The sequence below is a fragment of the Kitasatospora sp. NPDC057936 genome, from assembly GCF_042887525.1.
Lineage (GTDB): Bacteria > Actinomycetota > Actinomycetes > Streptomycetales > Streptomycetaceae > Kitasatospora.
In genome coordinates this window covers 1-17,593 of the sequence record NZ_JBHVPD010000067.1, presented here as the reverse complement: position 1 = coordinate 17,593, position 17,593 = coordinate 1, and the positions used below count along the sequence as shown (strand labels likewise).

General features: G+C 71.9%; 13 protein-coding genes and 1 pseudogene. 11 read left to right on the top strand and 3 right to left on the bottom strand.

Annotation, left to right across the window (positions count from 1 at the left end):
• Positions 1 to 17: 17 nt before the first annotated feature.
• Together ACFVU9_RS29580 and ACFVU9_RS29575 are read right to left on the bottom strand one after the other, a co-directional pair.
• Complete coding sequence (locus ACFVU9_RS29580) at positions 18 to 515, bottom strand: EamA family transporter (protein WP_387598544.1); 498 nt, start codon at positions 513 to 515, stop codon at positions 18 to 20.
• Positions 516 to 581: 66 nt separating this feature from the next.
• Positions 582 to 1,247, bottom strand: a complete 666-nt coding sequence (locus ACFVU9_RS29575; RefSeq protein ID WP_387598541.1) for a CatB-related O-acetyltransferase — start codon at positions 1,245 to 1,247, stop codon at positions 582 to 584.
• Positions 1,248 to 1,341: 94 nt separating this feature from the next.
• On the opposite strand from ACFVU9_RS29575, the gene ACFVU9_RS29570 reads away from it, so the two are divergent.
• From ACFVU9_RS29570 to ACFVU9_RS29560, 3 genes are all read left to right on the top strand, one after another.
• On the top strand, positions 1,342 to 2,139 hold the full coding sequence (locus ACFVU9_RS29570; RefSeq protein WP_387598538.1) for a TetR/AcrR family transcriptional regulator: 798 nt from the start codon (positions 1,342 to 1,344) through the stop codon (positions 2,137 to 2,139).
• Between the two features lie 96 nt (positions 2,140 to 2,235).
• Positions 2,236 to 2,940 carry a peptidylprolyl isomerase gene (locus ACFVU9_RS29565; RefSeq protein WP_380440013.1) on the top strand — a complete coding sequence of 235 codons (705 nt, stop codon included), beginning with the start codon at positions 2,236 to 2,238 and terminating at the stop codon, positions 2,938 to 2,940.
• Between the two features lie 86 nt (positions 2,941 to 3,026).
• The gene (locus tag ACFVU9_RS29560) at positions 3,027 to 3,365 is read left to right on the top strand and encodes a MazG-like family protein (protein WP_380440011.1); all 339 of its coding nucleotides are present in this window, start codon (positions 3,027 to 3,029) and stop codon (positions 3,363 to 3,365) included.
• 1,318 nt (positions 3,366 to 4,683) lie between these two features.
• Here ACFVU9_RS29560 and ACFVU9_RS29555 read toward each other — a convergent pair.
• Positions 4,684 to 4,875: a hypothetical protein gene (locus ACFVU9_RS29555; RefSeq protein ID WP_387598534.1), complete on the bottom strand. Its 192-nt coding sequence runs from the start codon at positions 4,873 to 4,875 to the stop codon at positions 4,684 to 4,686.
• 769 nt (positions 4,876 to 5,644) lie between these two features.
• On the opposite strand from ACFVU9_RS29555, the gene ACFVU9_RS29550 reads away from it, so the two are divergent.
• The 8 genes and pseudogenes from ACFVU9_RS29550 (at position 5,645) to ACFVU9_RS29515 (ending at position 17,465) form a co-directional block, all read left to right on the top strand.
• Entirely contained in the window at positions 5,645 to 9,715 is a 4,071-nt protein-coding gene (locus ACFVU9_RS29550) for an amino acid adenylation domain-containing protein (protein ID WP_387598531.1), read from the top strand.
• Between the two features lie 192 nt (positions 9,716 to 9,907).
• Positions 9,908 to 10,507 carry a serine O-acetyltransferase EpsC gene (epsC, locus tag ACFVU9_RS29545; protein WP_380440007.1) on the top strand — a complete coding sequence of 200 codons (600 nt, stop codon included), beginning with the start codon at positions 9,908 to 9,910 and terminating at the stop codon, positions 10,505 to 10,507.
• Between the two features lie 125 nt (positions 10,508 to 10,632).
• Positions 10,633 to 11,886, top strand: a pseudogene (locus ACFVU9_RS29540) (ATP-grasp domain-containing protein); the annotation flags it as partial.
• A gap of 45 nt (positions 11,887 to 11,931) precedes the next feature.
• Positions 11,932 to 12,900 (top strand): PLP-dependent cysteine synthase family protein, encoded by a 969-nt coding sequence (locus ACFVU9_RS29535; RefSeq protein ID WP_387598613.1) that lies wholly within the window; start codon positions 11,932 to 11,934, stop codon positions 12,898 to 12,900.
• On the top strand, positions 12,897 to 14,165 hold the full coding sequence (locus tag ACFVU9_RS29530) for an ATP-grasp domain-containing protein (protein WP_387598528.1): 1,269 nt from the start codon (positions 12,897 to 12,899) through the stop codon (positions 14,163 to 14,165). The genes ACFVU9_RS29535 and ACFVU9_RS29530 overlap by 4 nt, the downstream gene beginning before the upstream one ends.
• A gap of 130 nt (positions 14,166 to 14,295) precedes the next feature.
• Positions 14,296 to 15,552 carry an ATP-grasp domain-containing protein gene (locus ACFVU9_RS29525; RefSeq protein ID WP_387598525.1) on the top strand — a complete coding sequence of 419 codons (1,257 nt, stop codon included), beginning with the start codon at positions 14,296 to 14,298 and terminating at the stop codon, positions 15,550 to 15,552.
• An 8-nt stretch (positions 15,553 to 15,560) separates the two neighbouring features.
• A complete protein-coding gene (locus tag ACFVU9_RS29520; RefSeq protein WP_380440001.1) occupies positions 15,561 to 16,832 on the top strand; it encodes an MFS transporter in 1,272 nt (423 codons plus the stop codon).
• A 177-nt stretch (positions 16,833 to 17,009) separates the two neighbouring features.
• Positions 17,010 to 17,465 carry a cupin domain-containing protein gene (locus ACFVU9_RS29515; protein WP_380439999.1) on the top strand — a complete coding sequence of 152 codons (456 nt, stop codon included), beginning with the start codon at positions 17,010 to 17,012 and terminating at the stop codon, positions 17,463 to 17,465.
• Positions 17,466 to 17,593: the final 128 nt, after the last annotated feature.

Genomic DNA, 17,593 nt, shown 5'->3' with positions numbered 1-17,593 from the left:
GGGCCGCGGGCCGCGGGTCAGACCCGGGCCGGTTCCGGGCTCGGCGCCGCCGCGTCGGGCGCTCCCTCCCTCTCCCCCGCGGCCGGGCGCGGCACGAGGGCGGTGCGCCGGCCCCACTCGGTCGCCCCGTGCACCAGGACTCCGCCGAAGGGTGTGAGCGGGCCCATCCGGTTCCCAGCAGTGGTGATACCGAAGACGGCGGCCCAGAGCAGTTGGGTGCCAAGCAGCAGGCTCCCCCAGGACGACGATGTGGCCCGCGCGGCCCACATCTGGACGAAGAAGGAGAACAACGTGCAGAACAAGGACAGATGCAGCAGCCAGGCCCACCGGGCCGACCCGTACGAGGCGGCGACGGTCCACGGCGCGGGGCCGACGGACAGCGCGGCCACTGCGAACACCCCGGTGGCGGTGGCGGGTTGCCCCCAGGTCACGGCCAGCGCGTCGGTGTTCCGGACGGCCCGGGAGCGGACCATCGCCGGCACGTACGCGGAGCCGACGGCGGCTGCGCCGAGCACCGGGACGCCGCTGAGGGCGGGTGGGCGGAGTCCGCCGCCGGTGAGCAAGGGGAGCCGGGCCGCGGGTCAGGCTGCGAGCAGGCCGCGGTCCTCGGCGATCGCGGCGATGTCGGCCGGTGTGCCGGACATGATGGTGCGCACGTGTGCGGTGACGAGGTCGACGGGCCAGTCCCACCAGGCCGCGCGCAGGAGGAGCTCGATGTCGGCGTCGGGGAAGCGGCGGCGGATCGGGCGGGCGGGGTCGCCGCCGACGACGGTGCAGGGGTCGACGTCGGAGGTGACGAGGGCTCCGGCGGCGATGATCGCTCCGTCGCCGATGCGCACGCCAGGCAGGACGGTGGCACCGTAGCCGAACCAGACGTCGTTGCCGACATGGGTGTCACCCCGGCTGGGGAGGGCGGTGACGATGTCGAGGGTCTGCTCGGTCCAGCTGCCGCCGAACATCGTGAACGGGAAGGTGGAGACGCCGATGTCCGGGTGGGCGGCGCCGGCCATGAGGAAGCGGGTGCCGGTGGCGAGGGCGCAGTACTTGCCGATCACCAGGCGTTCGGGTCCGTAGGAGTAGAGGACGTTGCGTTCCTCGAAGCGGGTGGCTTCGTCGGGGTCGTCGAAGTAGGTGTACTCGCCGACCTCGATCCTGGGGTCCTTGACGAGGGGGCGCAGCAGAACGACGCGGTCGTGGCCGGGGAGGGGGTGGAGGGCGGTCGGGTCGGGGGCGGTCACGGCGGGCATGTGAGCTCCTCTCGTAATGCGACTCCTGTCGCATTACGATGAGCATGGCACGGCCACACCGGCCCGGCAAGCATTAACGCGACTGGAGTCGACTTTGAGCGAGATTCCCGAGACCCCAACCCCGGCCTCGGACAGTGCGACCCTGCGCGCGCCGGCCGCCCGCCCCGGCGGCCGGAGCGCCCGGGTGCGGGCCGACGTGGTCGCGGCCCTGCTGGCCGAGGTCACCGAGAAGGGGTACGACGGCCTCACCGTCGAGGCGGTCGCAGCCCGCTCCGGCGTCCACAAGGCGACCCTCTACCGGCGCTGGAGCGGAGTGGACGGACTGGTCGCGGACGCCCTGACCGCCTCCGCCGACCAGCCCTGGCCCCTGCCGGACACCGGGGACCTCGGCGAGGACCTCCGCCGGATCACCCATGAGGTGTTCGCCGTCTTCACCGACCCCGAGCTCGGCCCGACCCCCACGGCGCTGATCGCGGCCGCCCAGCGCTCCGACACCGGGGCAGCCGCCCTCCGCGCCTTCTTCGCGGCCCGCCACGAACAGGCCGCCGAGGTGGCCGAACGAGCCGTCACCAGGGGCGAGTTGCCCGCCGGCACGGACGGTGCCGAGGTGGTCCGGGCCGCGACCGCCCCGCTCTACTACCGCCTGTTCGTCACCGGCGAGCCGCTCGACGCCCTCACCGCCGAGCGGGCCGCGGACGCCGCCGCCCTGGCGGCCCGCGCCGGCTTGTTCGCGGCCGCCCCCGCCCCAGCCCCAGCCCCAGCGAGCCGAACCGCAACGCCCCGCACCACCGCAACCCGAACCGCGACGCCCCACACCACCGCGCCCCGCACCACCGCGCCCCCGACCATCGATCCGCCAGCGACCAACCATCAAACCCAGAATGGAAACTGACGCTGCGCCAGCACCACGCCGGCACAGCAGCCGCCATCGAAACCGGAGCCACACCACCCCCTACCGGAACCCCACCGGCCCGTGGATGATGCCTCCATGACAATCCTGCCGTCCACCACCCCCCGGAAGGCCCGTCACGTGAAGAGCAAGCAGTGGGCGCTGGTCGCCGCCGCCACCGTCCTCCCGCTCGTCGCGAGCACCGGCACCGCCGTGGCGGACACCCCCTCGCCGGCCCCGAGCGCCGCCTGCACCTACACCCCGGCCGTTCCGGCCGACAACTTCAAGGGCATCCCGGCCTTCGACCCCGAGGAGGCCGCCGAGCCCTACAGTGCGACCCTGCGGACCAACCAGGGCCGGATCACCTTCGAGGCGCTGACCGACAAGGCCCCCTGCACCACGTTCTCGTTCCGGTTCCTGGCCGAGAACGACTACTTCGACGGCACCCATTGCCACCGTCTCACCACCCAGCGGATCTACGTCCTCCAGTGCGGCGACCCGACCGGAACGGGCAGCGGCGGCCCCGGCTACTCCTTCCCCGACGAGAACCTGACCGGCGCCACCTACCCGGCCGGCACCGTGGCCATGGCCAACGCCGGGCCGAACACCAACGGCAGCCAGTTCTTCTTCGTCTGGAAGGACACCAAGCTCTCCCCCGCCTACACCCCGTTCGGCCGGGTCACCGCGGGCCTGGACGTCCTGCAGAAGATCGCCGCGGGCGGCGAGGACGACCAGAACGGGCCCGGCGACGGCTACCCCACCCTGCCGGTGGACATCCGCCACGTGAAGATCAGCGACCGCTGACGGCCCGCAGCCCGGGTGGCGCTCCGCCGCTCCCGTACGGTGGCAGCACCAACGACACCGCACGGGAGCGACGGGAGCAGCGCCGCATGGACAGCAGGATCTGGGAGAGCGTCGACCACCTGGTCGCCTGGCTCGACGCGAACGGCACGCAGTCGCCCCAGGAGGAGCGCCTGCTGCGGATCCTCAAGGTCTCCGAGGAGGTCGGCGAGGTCGGGGCCGCGGTGATCGGCGCCACCGGCCAGAACCCGCGCAAGGGGGTCACCCACGGCTGGGAGGACGTCCAGCACGAGCTCTGCGACGTCGTGTTCGCCGCGCTCGTCGCCCTGCGGACGCTCACCCCGGACGCGGCCCGGGTGTTCGCCGACCGGCTCGCCTACGTCGAGCAGCGCTCGGCCGCCAGTCGCGCAACCCCTGAGGCAAGTTGATGCCACGTCATATTTTTCTGCCGCGTTTCCGTCAACCCCGTTGACGACCGGACCACCGGTCCCTAACCTGAGCCAACGGCCCGGCCCCATCGCCTCACCGGCGAGCGGTCGCGGCCCCGTCCGCCGAGAGTGCGCCTAACCTGCGCCGTCGGCGGAGGCGCCGGTTCCACACCGTTCGACCCGTACCGCCCGCGGCCCTTCCGGCGCTCACCGCGCCAAGCGCCGCCGCGCCCTGCCATCCCGCAGGCGAAAACGTACGCACGAGCCGACCCGGACCACCGCACCGGCCGTCGTACGCCGGCCCCACGCGGACCACACCCGCGCCGAGCGCCACTGAAGGCCGCACCGCACGCTGTACGCCGCGCCACCGCACGCCGCACGCCGCACCGCCGCTGCACCCGCCGCCCGTCGACCTCGTACGGGCCGCGTTCACGTTCACGCACCACCGCACACCACGGCACCGCACCGTCGCAGCGCCGCGCCCCACATCTCCCACCGCCGCGCACCGCCAGACACCTCGACGCGCTCGCCGCCGACACGGGCCGCATCCGCGCCAGGCGCCGCCGCACCCGGCGGGCCGCCACCTCGCGCCGACGCGTCCCACGTCCATCGCACTCCATCCTGCACGGCACCGCCGCACACCATTACGGCACCACAGCACCACAGCACCGCGGCACCACAGCACCGTCGCGCACATCGAGCACGGTAGGAGCGAGCACACCCCGCATCGACACCCTCCATCGAGGGGTCAACGATTGCACTCAACTCGCTATTGCGAGTAACTTGCAATAGCGACAGTGCCACAAGGGCGAGGAGGGATGGCGGTGAGCGGGTCTCAGCGACCTCCGGCGTTCGAGCCGACACGCGCCGACACCGACCCCCTTCACCCGGCAGCCCTCACCGCCCCCGCCCTCACGGCCACCGCCCCCGCAGCCGCCACCGCCACCGCCCCGGAGCCTCGCGACCTCTCGCCCACTCCCGCGCGCCACGGCGAACACTCCCCGCTCGCGAGCGGCGACAGGGCAGGCCGGCGAGCAGAGGGCAGCACCCTCCCCGGCACCACCCGCCACCCCAGCACCGCCCCCTGTCGCGCCATCGCCGCCACCATCACCGCCATCGCCCCCGACCCCGGCGTCGCCATCGCCCCCGCCATCGCCATCGCCGCCACCATCACCGCCATCGCCCCCGGCATCGCCATCGCCCCCGCCCCCGCCATCGCCCCCGCCATCGCCGCCACCCCAGCACCCTCCACCCGACTGCGTTTCAAAACTGTTGCGCCAGACCAACATTGGGTGAATCCCTCCCCTCCGGGGCAGGATCAAGCATGTACATGCTCAACATCTGACCGGCAGTCAATCCGGCCCACCGGATAGCCCGCCGACAGCCCGCCGGCACTTGCCTCCACGGCAATCGGCATGGCGAAATCATCACGGCCATCAAGAAACCGCCAAGGCAATGCGGGGTCACCCGGATGGATCGGCCACCATTCAACGAATGTGGTGACGATCACACATGGGCTTTTGAGCCGGTGAAATCCTGACGGAAAGTCATCGAATCACGACTGCGCGTAAGAGGATTCCGCAGCGCGGAAGGCGCGTCGCGACCACCCCGAAGGGGCCCCTGACCATCCCCGGCGGCCGACGGCCATCCCCCATGACCATGGCAAACGGCTCCGGACGGTCACACTGCGGACACCCACCGCAGGGGCGTCCCGGGCGCGGCATCCGCGCAGCTCGCCGGGCTTGAGCTGCACACGGGCGATCCGCCAAGGCCGACCACGGAGCGTCTCCGGGGATTTACAACACGAGTCTTCCGGTTTTATAGTCACGGCCGACGGGGGACGTTTGACCGGCCCGGATAGCGGATGCAACCACCACGGATCCGACTATTCACTTGCCGGCCATCAACTGTCGAGGGGGAGGCGTAGTGTTGTGTCTTGAAGTGGGCGCGGGGGAGCGTCCGAACCTCTGTTGTACGCGATCCGTTTCAGCCTGAGCAGCAGCTGGACGCCGCGCGGTCACGGGAACTGCCTTAGAGACCGCGACTGTTCGAGCTAGTGTCATGCCCACGTAATTCTTTTTTTGGCATCCTGTTGGCGCGCTTTCGCATGCCCTCTTCGCCGGGTCCGTGCGTCGCGACAACAGGCGGTCGGCCGCGCCCGCATTTTATGACGTCGGCCTTATTTGGCATGCACCCTTGTCGGCTATGTGCTCGAAGAATGACGAATTCGAGGAATGATGGCGATATTCACGGGGTCCGAGGAATTGACTCTTTCGAACATGCTGCGCGCGGCCGCGCTCGTCCAGCCCGACCGGACCGCCGTTTCCTGCGGCACCGATCGACTGACCTTCCAGCAGCTCAGCGACCGTAGCGAGCACATCGCCGACCACCTGCGGCAACTCGGCGTACGGCCGGACGAGCCGGTCGGCATCTACATGGAACCGTCGGTCGATCTGATGGCCAGTGTGTGGGGCGTGCTGCACGCCGGCGCCGCATATCTGCCGTTGTCACCCGAGTATCCGGACGAACGCGTTCGGTACATGGTGGTGGACTCGCGCACGAAGGTCATCCTGGCCGACGCGGCGCTGACATCCAGACTGGCCGCGATGGCACCGCCGGAAACGAGGATCATCACCCTCGCCGAGGCGGCCGCCGGCGCTTTCGGCAGCCCGGACAAGACCGGCGCGGACAAGACCGGCACGGACGAGACCGGCACGGACACGGCCATCCCCGCCGCAGAAGCCCGCCGCCCCACCCGGGGCGACGACCTCGCGTACGTCATCTACACCTCCGGGAGCACGGGCAACCCGAAGGGCATCGGCGTCGAGCAGCACAGCATCGTCGCCCAGATGCGCTGGATGGCCGACGAGCAGGGCCTCGGCCGGACCCGGACGGTGCTGCAGAAGACGCCGCTGAGCTTCGACGCGGCCCAGTGGGAGATCCTCGCGCCCGCCTGCGGCGCGAGCGTGGTGATGAGCGAGCGCGGGGTCTACGCGGACCCCAACGGCCTGCTCGACCTGATCACCGCCCACGAGGTGACGACCATTCAGGGCGTCCCGACGCTCATTCAGGCCCTGGTGGACAGTGGCCGGTTGCCGGGCTGCACGTCCCTGACGCAGATCTTCAGCGGCGGCGAGGCACTCACCAAGAGCCTCGCGGTCGAGGTCTTCGACGCGCTGCCGGACTGCGACCTGATCAACCTGTACGGACCGAGCGAGTGCACCATCAACTCCTCGGCGCTCAAGGTCGACCGGGACGCGGTGCGCCAGGGTCCGGACCACATCTCGATCGGCCACCCGGTGCGGGGCCTCGACTTCCACATCCTCGACCACGACCGGAAGCCGGTGGCGCCCGGCGAGTCGGGCGAGCTGTACATCTCCGGCGTCCAGGTGGCCCGCGGCTACCTGAACCGCGACGACCTGACGGCCGAACGGTTCCTCCCGAACCCGTTCTCCGACGACCCCGCCCACGACCGCCTGTACCGCACCGGCGACCTCACCCGCTGGAACGACGACGGCACCGTGCAGTTCCTCGGCCGCACCGACAGCCAGGTCAAGCTGCGCGGCTTCCGGGTCGAGCTGGACGAGATCAAGGTGTCCATCGAGTCCCACGACTGGGTGAAGCGGGCCGCCGTCCTGGTCCGCAACGATCAGCGCACCGGCGCCAACCTCATCGCGTTCATCGAACTCGATCCCAACCAGGCCTCGCTGATGGACCAGGGCAACCACGGCGCCCACCACCAGTCGAAGAAGAGCAAGGTGCAGCTCAAGGCGCAGCTCGCCGGCCTCGGCGTGCGCGAGGAGCCCGGCCTGCCGGCCGTGGCGCTGGAGGGTCGCCAGGAGACGCCCGAGCAGCGACGCACCGCGTTCGCCCGCAAGACGTACCGCTTCTACGAGGGCGGCGAGGTCACCAGGGACGACGTCCTGGACCTGCTCGCCCGCCCGGTCGGCGCGGCGGCGTCCGCGCCCCGCACGCCGGACACCCTCACGCCGGCCGAACTCGGCGCGCTGCTGCGCAACTTCGGCCGGTTCACCAGCGCCGAGCGGCTGCTGCCCAAGTACGGCTACGCCTCGCCGGGTTCGCTGTACGCCACCCAGCTCTACCTGGAGCTGTCGGGCGTCGCGGGCCTCGAACCGGGCTACTACTACTTCCACCCGGTCGACCACAGCCTCGTGCTCATCGCCCCGGCCCCCGCCGGGCAGCCGCGGCTGAAGGCCCACTTCGTCGGGAGCCGGTCGGCCATCGAGGCGGTCTACCTCAACAACGTCCAGGAGGTCCTGCAGTTCGAGGCCGGTCACATGGTCGGCCTGTTCGACCACGTGCTGCCCGGCTACGGCCTGCGGATCACCGCCCGGGCCGGCGAGCCCGCCGTCAAGGACCTCCTGGGCTGCCCCGGCGAGGACTACTACCTGGCCACCTACGAGGTGGAGAGCGCCGCGGCCCCGGCCGTCGCCGACCCGGTCGAGCTCTACGTGCAGGCCCACCCCGGCCGGATCGCCGACCTGCCCGCGGGCCAGTACCGCTACGCGGACGGCGAGCTGGTCAAGGTGTCCGACGAGCTGGTGCGCAAGCAGCACGTCATCGCGATCAACCAGGAGGTGTACCAGCGCGCCGCCTTCGGGGTCAGCATCCTCGGCCGCGCGGACGAGCCCTGGCAGCGCTACACCGACCTCGGCCGCGAGCTGCAGCGCCTGCAGATGAACGACGTCGGCCTCGGCCTCATGTCCTCCGGCTACAGCTCGGAGACCGGCAACCCGCTGTCGGCCGCCCGCCGCATCGCGGAGATCGTCGGGCTCGACGCGGAGACCGCCTCCTACTTCGCCGTCGGCGGCCGCATCAGCGAGGAGCAGCGGCTCGGCGAGGGCATGAAGGAGGACTCGGTCCACATGCGCGGGCCGGCCGAGATCGTCAAGGACAACCTCGCCGACGCGATGCCGCCGTACATGGTGCCGAACCGGGTCACCGTGCTGAACGCCTTCCCGCTCACCCCGAACGGCAAGGTCGATCACCAGGCGCTGCGCGAGCTGGACAAGGCGGCGGTGGACGACACCGATGCGCCGGTGGTGCTGCCGCGCACGCCCACCGAGGAGGCGATCGCGGCGCTGTGGCGGACGGTGCTGAAGCAGGAGCGGGTCTCGATCCGCGACGACTTCTTCGGCTCCGGCGGGCACTCGCTGACCGCGGTCAACCTGATCAGCCGGATCAACAAGGAGCTCGGCGCGGGGCTGCCGCTGCAGGTGCTGTTCGAGGCGCCGACCATCGCCGAGCTGGCCCGGCGGGTGGACCGCGAGCCGTCGACGGCGTCGTCGCGCCTGGTGCGGCTGCGTGCCGGGGAGGAGGGCCGCCGGCCGGTGTTCTGCTGGCCCGGGCTCGGCGGCTACCCGATGAGCCTGCGCCTGCTGGCGAGCCGGCTCGGCCTGACGTCGCCGTTCCTCGGCGTGCAGGCCCACGGCATCAACGCCGGCGAGACCGCCTACCCGACGTTCGACGAGATGGTCGCCCGGGACATCGAGCTGATCCGCGAGGTCCAGCCGCAGGGCCCGTACACGCTGTGGGGCTACTCCTTCGGTGCCCGGGTCGCCTTCGAGGTGGCCTACCAGCTGGAGCGCGCCGGCGAGCAGGTCGACGAGGTGATCCTCCTGGCGCCTGGCAAGCCCCCGGTGGAGGCGCACCTGGAGGCGCCCGCCGACGCGGCGGCCAGCTTCACCGACCCGACGTTCGTCGCGATCCTCTACTCCGTCTTCTCCGGGAACCTGGAGCAGTCGGCGGTGGAGGAGTGCATCGCGGCGACGCGCGACGGGGCGAGCTTCGTCGACTTCGTCTGCGGCCGCTTCGAGCACCTGGAGCGCGACCTGGTGCGCCGGATCACCGACGTGGTGTGGCGGACCTTCCTGTTCGAGTACGCCCCCGAGGAGCTGGCCGAGCGCACCGTCTCGGCGCCGGTCACGGTGTTCCGGGCGGACGCGGACCAGCCCTCGTTCATCGACTCGGGCTACGCGCTGACCGCGCAGGCCCCCACGATCACCCAGCTGAAGGCCGACCACTACGGCCTGATCCGCTCCGGCGGAATCGACGAACTCACCTCCGCGATCAAGTCCGCACGGCTCATGAGGAAGGTCACCGGCGTGCCCCACGTCAACATCAAGCACTTCCCGAACGATCTCGACCCGCAGCAGATCTCCGACCTGGTCGAGGCGATCACCAGCGCCGTGAAGACCGCGTTCTCGGTCGACGAGGGCGCCGTGTCGATCGCCCTGGAGCCGGTCGAGCAGGAGGCCTGGAACGAGCGGGTCTACCTGCCGGAGATCGTCGAGGGCACCGGAACGCTGGTCAAGGTCCCGAACTACTGAGCCCGTCGACCACACCGGACGCCGGGCCCGGACACCACACCGGTCACACCGGACACCGGGCCCGGCCACCACACCGGACACCACCTCGGACACCGAGCCCGTCCACCACACCGGGCGTCACACCGGACACCGGGCCGGGCCACCACATCCGACGGAGCAGCGGGGAGCAGGCCATGACAGACGGAGGACGGCATGCGTAGGACGATCGCCAGGGCGAAGGAGGACCTCGCCGTGATCGTCGAGCGGGACCCTTCGATCCGCACCCGGAAGGAAGCGCTCCTGCACCCGGCCCTGCCGGCGCTGTGGGCCCACCGGGCGGCGCACGTCCTCCACACCGGGGGGCACCGGCAGACGGCGCGCGTGCTGGCGTACGTGGCACGCGCCGTGACCGGCGGCATCGAGATCCACCCGGGGGCCCGGCTGGGCCGGCGGGTGTTCATCGACCACGGTGCGGCGGTCGTGATCGGTGAGACCGCCGTGATCGGCGACGACGTGACGATCTTCCACCAGGTGACGCTCGGCGCGGTCGGGTTCTGGCGGGACTCCTGGCGCAAGCCCGGTGCCCGCCGCCACCCGGTGGTCGGCGACCGGGTGGTGATCGGCACGAACGCGATCGTGCTCGGCCCGGTCACGGTCGGGGACGACGCGCTGATCGGTGCCGGCGCCCTCGTGCTGGCCGACGTGCCGGCCGGTGCGCGGGTGATGGCCCCGGCGGCGAAGGTCTCGCAGCGGCCGCCCACCGAGGAGACCTCCCAGCTGCTGCGCACCCTGGCGACGTCCGGGTACTGGTAGCCCGCCCGAGCGCCCGGCCCGCTCCCCATCGGCCGCCCGGCCCTCCCCCTCCCCTCCCCCCATTCATCGCAAGTCAGCCCGACCGCAAGTCAGCCCGACCGCCGGTCCCCGGACCGCAGGTCGGCATGCCAACGGAGGCATACGTGATCCATGTAGGTGTCCTGGAGAGCAACCTCTCCGGTTCCGGCTTCGAGGGTCTGCAGATCCTCAAGGAACTCGACTGCCGCGTGACCTTCTTCACCCGCGACCTGGACCGGTACCTCGAAGTGCCGGGCGGCCCGGCCTACTTCGACAAGTACGTCGACGAGATCGTGCACTGCGAGACGAACGTCCTCGACGAGCTGATGCCCCACGTGCGCGCGGCCTCGGCGCAGTACCCGTTCAACGCGTTCCTGACGCTGGCCGAGTACGACGTGGTCGTGGCCGCCGAGGTGGCGATCCTGCTCGGGCTGCCGACGGTGAGCGTGGACGGCGTCGCGACGGCCCGCAACAAGGCGCTGATGCGCCGCCGCTGTGCCGAACTCGGTGTGGCGATGCCCGCGTTCCGCACCGTGCGGACCCCGGAGGAGGCCGCCGCGGCCGCCGCCGAGATCGGCCTGCCGTGCGTGGTGAAGCCGGCCGACGAGACCAGCAGCGCCGACGTGAGGCTGGTGGAGACGGCGGAGCAGGCGGCCGAGCACGTGGCGCTGATCCGGTCGCGGGTCGAGAACACCCGCGGTCAGAGCCGCTACCACGAGCTGATGGTCGAGGAGTTCATCACCGGCCCCGAGGTCAGCGTCGAGGTGCTGGCCGAGGGCGACCGCTTCGTGGTGCTCGGCGTGACCGACAAGTCCGTGACCGGCCAGGGCTACTTCGTCGAGCTGGGCCACAGCTTCCCGTCGAGCCTGCCGGAGGCGACGGTCGCCGCGATCGGCGACCTCGCGGTGGAGTCCCTGCGCGCGGTCGGCTTCGACCTCGGCATGGCGCACGTCGAGATCAAGGTGACCCCGTCCGGGCCGAAGCTCGTGGAGATCAACCCGCGGCCCGCCGGCGGGAAGATCACCTACCTGGTCGACCGCGCCCTCGGCATCCGTTCGCTGGAGCTGGTGTCGCGCCAGTACCTGGGCGAGCCGCTGCCGGCCGAGGTCGTGCCGGCGAAGCCGGTCGGCGGCGCCGCGATCCGCTACCTGACCGCCCCGGCCGGCCGGGTCGTGTCCGTCGGCGGCCAGGACCGTGCCGCCGCGCAGCCCGGCGTGGAGGAGGTCGTCGTCAAGCCGAAGCCCGGCGACGTCCTGCACGAGGTGCGCCGCAACGGCGACCGCGCCGGTCACGTCCTGGTGATCGCCGAGAGCGCGCAGCTCGCGGCGCGCACCGCCGAGGCCGCCGCCCGCGAGATCATCATCCGCACCGAGCCGGTCGCGGCGCGCCCGGTCGCGCGGTCGCTGGTGGACCTGATCGGCGGCACGCCGCTGCTGGAGCTGCCGCTGGACCGGATCGTGGACGGCGCCCCGGCCGGGGCGGCGGTGCTCGCGAAGCTGGAGCTGTTCAACCCGTGGTCCAGCAGCAAGGACCGCGCCGCGCTGTCGATGCTCAAGGCCGCCGAGGAGCGCGGGGAGCTGACCCCGGGCGACGGCACCGTGATCGAGGCGACGTCGGGCAACACCGGCATCTCGCTGGCGGCGCTGGCGGCGGCCCGCGGCTACCGCTGCGTCATCGTGCTGCCGGACAACGCCACGCAGGAGCGGGTGACGATGCTGCGGTCGCTGGGCGCCGAGGTGGTGCGCACCCCGCACACCGGCGGCTACCAGGCGGCGGTGGACAAGGCCCAGGAGCTGCACGAGCAGACGCCGGGCTCGTGGTTCTGCTGCCAGCACGACAACGCGGACAACGTCCGGGCGCACTACGAGTCGACCGGTCCGGAGATCTGGGCCGACACCGAGGGCCGGGTCGACGTGTTCGTGTGCGGCGTAGGCACCGGCGGCACGCTGAGCGGGACCGGCAAGTACCTGCGGGAGAAGAACCCCGCGGTGCGGATCGTGGCGGTGGAGCCGGCGGGTTCGCCGCTGCTGTCGGGCGGCGAGCCGGGCACGCACTGCATCCCCGGCTTCAACGGCGGGTTCATCGCGCCGACGACGGACCGCGAGCTCATCGACGAGGTGATCCCGGTCGCGGACGCGGACGCGCTGCGCACCACCCGTGAACTCGCCCTGCGGGCCGGTCTCATGGTCGGTGTCTCGGCCGGTGCGGTCGTGCACGCGAGCAGCGTCGTCGCGAGCCGTCCGGAGTTCCGGGGCAAGCGGATCGTCACCCTGCTGCCCGACACAGGCGAGCGCTACCTGAGCCTGCTCAACCGCGAGGCCGCGTCGACGCCCGCCGCGCCCGCCGCCACCGCTGCCGGGGACGGTGCCCGTTGAGCAGCGGGACCGACGCCAGGCCGCGCCTGCTGATGGTGATGCCGTACCGCCAGTTCGTCCAGAAGGCGCAGGCCGAGGGCTACTGGGTCGGTGCGATCTGGGACGCCCGCCTGGAGTCCCCCGAGTACCTGGACGACGTGCGCGGGCTCGCGGACTTCTTCGTCCTCGCCGACTTCGAGGACCACGAGCAACTCGGCCGCTCCATCCGCGAGGTGGCGAAGGAGCAGGGCGCCTCAGTGGTGTACCACATCGGCCGCGAGGAGACGATGGTCACCGCGTACGAGGTGGCCGAGGAGCTGGGGGCGGAGCTCAACCCGGCGTCGGCGGTGCGCTACCTGGCCGACAAGCACGCGATGCGCGACCTGCTGGCCGGGCGCGGCCTCTCCCCCGTGGCCTTCGAGGCCGCGCCGACCCGCCGGGAGGTGCCGGGCGCGGTCGAGCGGATCGGCCACCCGGTGGTGGTCAAGCCCTCCGCGCTCGCCGGCAGCCGCGGCGTGTTCCTGTGGCAGGGCCCGGAGGACCTGGCGGCGTGGACCGCGCTGGTCGACGAGTACGGCTACGACGGCCCGTTCCTGGTCGAGGAGTACCTGCGCGGCCCCGAGTTCAGCGTCGAGACGCTGAGCGAGGACGGCCGCCACCAGGTGGTCGGCATCACCGAGAAGCTGCTCGGCCCGCCGCCGCTGTTCGTGGAGGCCGGGCACGTCCACCCGGCGCCGCTGTCCGACGGCGACCGCGCGGCGATCGAGCGGCTGACCACGGACTTCCTCACGGCCTGCGGCTACCGGTTCGGCCCGGCGCACACCGAGGTGATCCTGACCGCGCGCGGCCCGCGCATCGTCGAGTCGCAGGCCCGCCTGGGCGGCGACCGCATCCCGCGGCTCGTCCAGCTGGCCACCGGCCTGGACGTCGAGCGGGCGGTCTTCGCGAGCATGGCGGGCACGCCGACCGAGGTGCCCGCCCCGACAGCGACGGCCCTGGTCCACTTCTTCACCTTCCCGTCCGGCCGGGTCGACGAGGTCCGCGGCGTGGAGGAGGCGAAGCGGCTCGGTTTCGTCGACGAGCTGAACATCCGCCTGCGGCCCGGGGACACCGCCCCCGAGGTCCGCGACTCCAAGAGCCGGCACGGGCACGTGGTGGTGTCCGGCGCCTCCCCCGAGGAGGCGCGGGCCCGGCTCGCCGAGGTGCTCGCCACCGTCGAGGTCGTCGTGGACGGCGTGCCGTCGCGCGCGGCCGGCCACACCGGCGCGGTCGGGGCCCCCGCGTGAGCCGCGGCCCCGGCGCGGATCGCCGCGCAGTGCCCGGTCGGTGCTCCGCCCCGGCAGCCGAGCCGCCGACCATCCCGGCAACCCACCCAGCGACCGCTCCAGCAACCGCTCCAGCAACCAGGAGGTTGGCATGACCGCCCCCGACCCGAACGCACAGGTGGTGTTCGTCGGCTACAACGCGGCGTACCTGCGCGCCATCGACGGGAAGGTCCCGAGCGGGTCCGTCGTGGTGATCGAGGAACCCGACATCATCCGCAAGCGGGAGCTGCAGGACGCGGCCTCGCGCTTCGACTGCCTGGACCGCATCGTCGCGGCCGGCTACCAGCAGTCGACCGAGGCCCTGGACCTGGCGGTCGAGCTGGCCGCCGAGCGTCCGGTCGCCGCCGTCGTGCCCGGCCTGGAGTACGCCGTCCCGGCGACGGCCGCCCTGGCCGAGAAGCTCGGGCTGCCCGGCGCCACCGAGGAGGCCGCGCAGGCGCTGCGCGACAAGGCCCGGCTGCGCGAGGTGTCCGGCGCCGGCGGCGTGCGCAACCCGCGCTGGCGGGAGGTGTTCGGGCCCGAGGACATCCTCGACTTCGCCGGGGACGGCCCGGTGGTCGTCAAGCCGGCGAACCGGCAGGCGAGCGTCGGCGTGCAGCTGCTGGACTCGGTGGACGCCGCCAGTGCGGCGGTGGCCTGGGAGCGGACCTCGTCCGCCTCGGAGTACGAGCAGGTGCCCGACCGCGAGCTGCGCTGGCGCTTCCTCGCCGAAGAGCGCCTGGAGGGGCCGGAGTTCAGCGTCGAGGCGCTGGTGCGCGACGGCGAGGTCATCTTCGAGAACGTCACCGCCAAGTCGGTGATCGAGGGGCCGCACCCGGTCGAGCTCGGCCACCTGCTGCCCGCCCCGCTCGACGACGACACGCAGGCCGCGTTCGCCACGGCGATCCGTCAGCTCGTCGCGTCCACCGGATTCCGGACCGGGATCCTGCACGCCGAGTGGATCCTCACCGAGGACGGCCCGACGCTGGTCGAGTGCGCGGGCCGCTGCCCGGGCGACTACCTGATCGACCTGGTCGACCTGGCCTACGACACGAAGATCCGGCTGACCCTGATCGACCTGCTCGCCGGCCGGCCGGTCAGCCTGCCCGACACGTCCCGGCGGACGTCGGCGATCAGGTTCCTGGCGGCCGAGCCGGGCACCGTCACGGAGATCTCGGGTCTGGAGACGGCCAGGGCGCTGCCCGGCGTGCACGACGCCGAGGTGGACGTCGTGGTCGGCCAGGAGGTCCGCCCGTGGGCGTCGTCCTGGGACCGCGCCGGGCACGTCATCGTGACCGGGCCGGACGCGGACGGCACGCTCCGGCGCGTGCTGGACGCGGACGCCGCCATTCGCATCGCAACCGACTGAGGAACGACATGTCTGTTCTGTGGCAGCGCATCCGCGGTCTGCGCGGGTCCATGCCGGGCGGCTCGGTCGGCTGGCGCCTCGCCGTCATGGCGACGATCAACGCGGTCGGCACGGGCGCCTTCCTGTCCGTGTCGGTGCCCTTCATCACCAGGTCGGTGGGCCTGTCCGAGGGCGACCTCGGCCTCGGCCTGACCCTGTCCGCGACCATCGCCCTCGGCACGGCGATCCCGATCGGCATCCTCGCCGACCGGATCGGCCCCAAGAAGGTGCTGGTCGGGGTCAGCCTGTGGCGCAGCGCCTGCTTCGTGGTGTACCCGTTCGTGCAGAACCTCTGGGAATTCCTGGCCGTGGTCTGCGTCCTGGGGCTGGTGGACAAGGCCGCCGCGCCGATGGAGCAGGCCCTGGTGGGGCAGGTGGTGTCGAGCGACGAGCGGATCAAGATGATCGCGATCCTGCGGTCGATCCGCAACGTCGGCTTCACCGTCGGCGCCCTCGCGGGTGGGATCGGACTGTTGATCGATACCCGGGCGGGGTATACTGGGATCCTGCTGCTGAACGCCACGACGCTCGCGGTGCTCGCCCTGCTGGCCTCCCGGCTCCCGGTGCTGAACGCGCCGGCGTCGAGCCTGCGGCGGCGGTTCTCGATGAGCGTGCTGCGGGACGGGTCGTTCCTGTCGTTCACCGGGATCAACGCGGTGCTGACGATGCACATGACCCTGCTGAGCATCGGCATCCCGATGTGGATCACCGGCCACACCGGCGTGTCGTCCGCGCTGATCTCCCCGCTGGTGGCGGTCAACACCGTCCTCGCGGTCGCCCTCCAGGTGCGGGCCAGCCGCGGGACCGACACCATCGGCGGCGCGGCCAAGGCCCTGGTCCGTGCCGGGTTCTCACTCGCCATCTGCTGCCTGCTGCTGACCGCGGCGCCCGAGCTCCCGGCCATCCTGGCGATCGGCGTGCTGCTCCTGGCCATGGTCGCCCTGACCGGCGGCGAGCTGTGGCAGTCCGCCGGCGGCTGGGGCGCCTCCTACCTGCTGGCGGTGCCCGGCCAGGAGGGCGTCTACCTCTCGGTCTTCTGGCTCGGCCTGGCCGTTCAGCAGATCGCCGCACCGGTCCTGGTCAGCCTGGTCGTCACGACCGGGGCCGTCGGGTGGGTCGTGCTCGCCGCCCTGTTCGCCGCCTGCGGCCTCGCCGCGCCGGCGATCGGCCGGTGGGCGCAGGCTCAGGCGGACGCCCGGGCCCCGAAGGAAGAAGAGGCCGCCCTGGCCGAGGCCGGCTAGCCCCGCGGCGACCGACCACCGCGGCACCCGACCGACCCACCGCGGCCACCGACCACCGCGGCACCGCGACCACCGCGGCACCTGACCGCCGCGGCACCTGACCACCGAAGCAACCGACCACCGAAAGACCCGGCCCTTCCGACGGGCCGGCCCTTGTGAAACACACTGAGGAGAGACATGTCCATCCCCCTGTATGTTCCGGCCGGTGGCGGCGAGTTCGCGAGCATCCGCGACGGCCGCAAGAAGACCTACTTCAAGCTGACCACCGAGCAGTCCAACGGGGAGTTCGGCTTCTTCGAGCACCACATGGCCCCGGAGGCCAACGGCGCCGCGCCGCACATCCACGACCAGTCCACCGAGATGTTCTACGTCGTCAAGGGTGAGATCGAGTTCACCATCGGCGACGAGAAGGTCGTCGGCGAGCCCGGTGCCTTCGCCTACGTCCCCAAGGGTGCGCCGCACGGCTTCACCAACCGGGGCAAGGAGGACGCCACCCTGCTGATCATGTTCTACCCGATCTTCAGCCGGGAGGACTACTTCCGCGGCCTGGAGCGCCTCACGGCCAACGGCCGCAACCCCAGCCTTGAGGAGCTGCAGGAGCACATGGCGAAGTACGACCAGCGGATGGTCTGATCCCCGGCAGCCGGCCGGATGACGGAACCGGGCCCGACAGCGATCCGCTGTCGGGCCCCGTTCCGTTTAGCCCCCCCCCCGCGGGCTCCGAACAGACCACCGCCAGTCTCATATACACAACAGACGCA

Excerpts from the sequence above, each read along its gene's own strand:
- ACFVU9_RS29575 (WP_387598541.1), bottom strand. The coding sequence starts at position 1,247 with ATGCCCGCCGTGACCGCCCCCGACCCGACCGCCCTCCACCCCCTCCCC.
- ACFVU9_RS29565 (WP_380440013.1), top strand. The coding sequence starts at position 2,236 with ATGACAATCCTGCCGTCCACCACCCCCCGGAAGGCCCGTCACGTGAAG.
- ACFVU9_RS29560 (WP_380440011.1), top strand. The coding sequence starts at position 3,027 with ATGGACAGCAGGATCTGGGAGAGCGTCGACCACCTGGTCGCCTGGCTC.
- ACFVU9_RS29550 (WP_387598531.1), top strand. The coding sequence starts at position 5,645 with ATGCTGCGCGCGGCCGCGCTCGTCCAGCCCGACCGGACCGCCGTTTCC.
- epsC (WP_380440007.1), top strand. The coding sequence starts at position 9,908 with ATGCGTAGGACGATCGCCAGGGCGAAGGAGGACCTCGCCGTGATCGTC.
- ACFVU9_RS29525 (WP_387598525.1), top strand. The coding sequence starts at position 14,296 with ATGACCGCCCCCGACCCGAACGCACAGGTGGTGTTCGTCGGCTACAAC.
- ACFVU9_RS29520 (WP_380440001.1), top strand. The coding sequence starts at position 15,561 with ATGTCTGTTCTGTGGCAGCGCATCCGCGGTCTGCGCGGGTCCATGCCG.
- ACFVU9_RS29515 (WP_380439999.1), top strand. The coding sequence starts at position 17,010 with ATGTCCATCCCCCTGTATGTTCCGGCCGGTGGCGGCGAGTTCGCGAGC.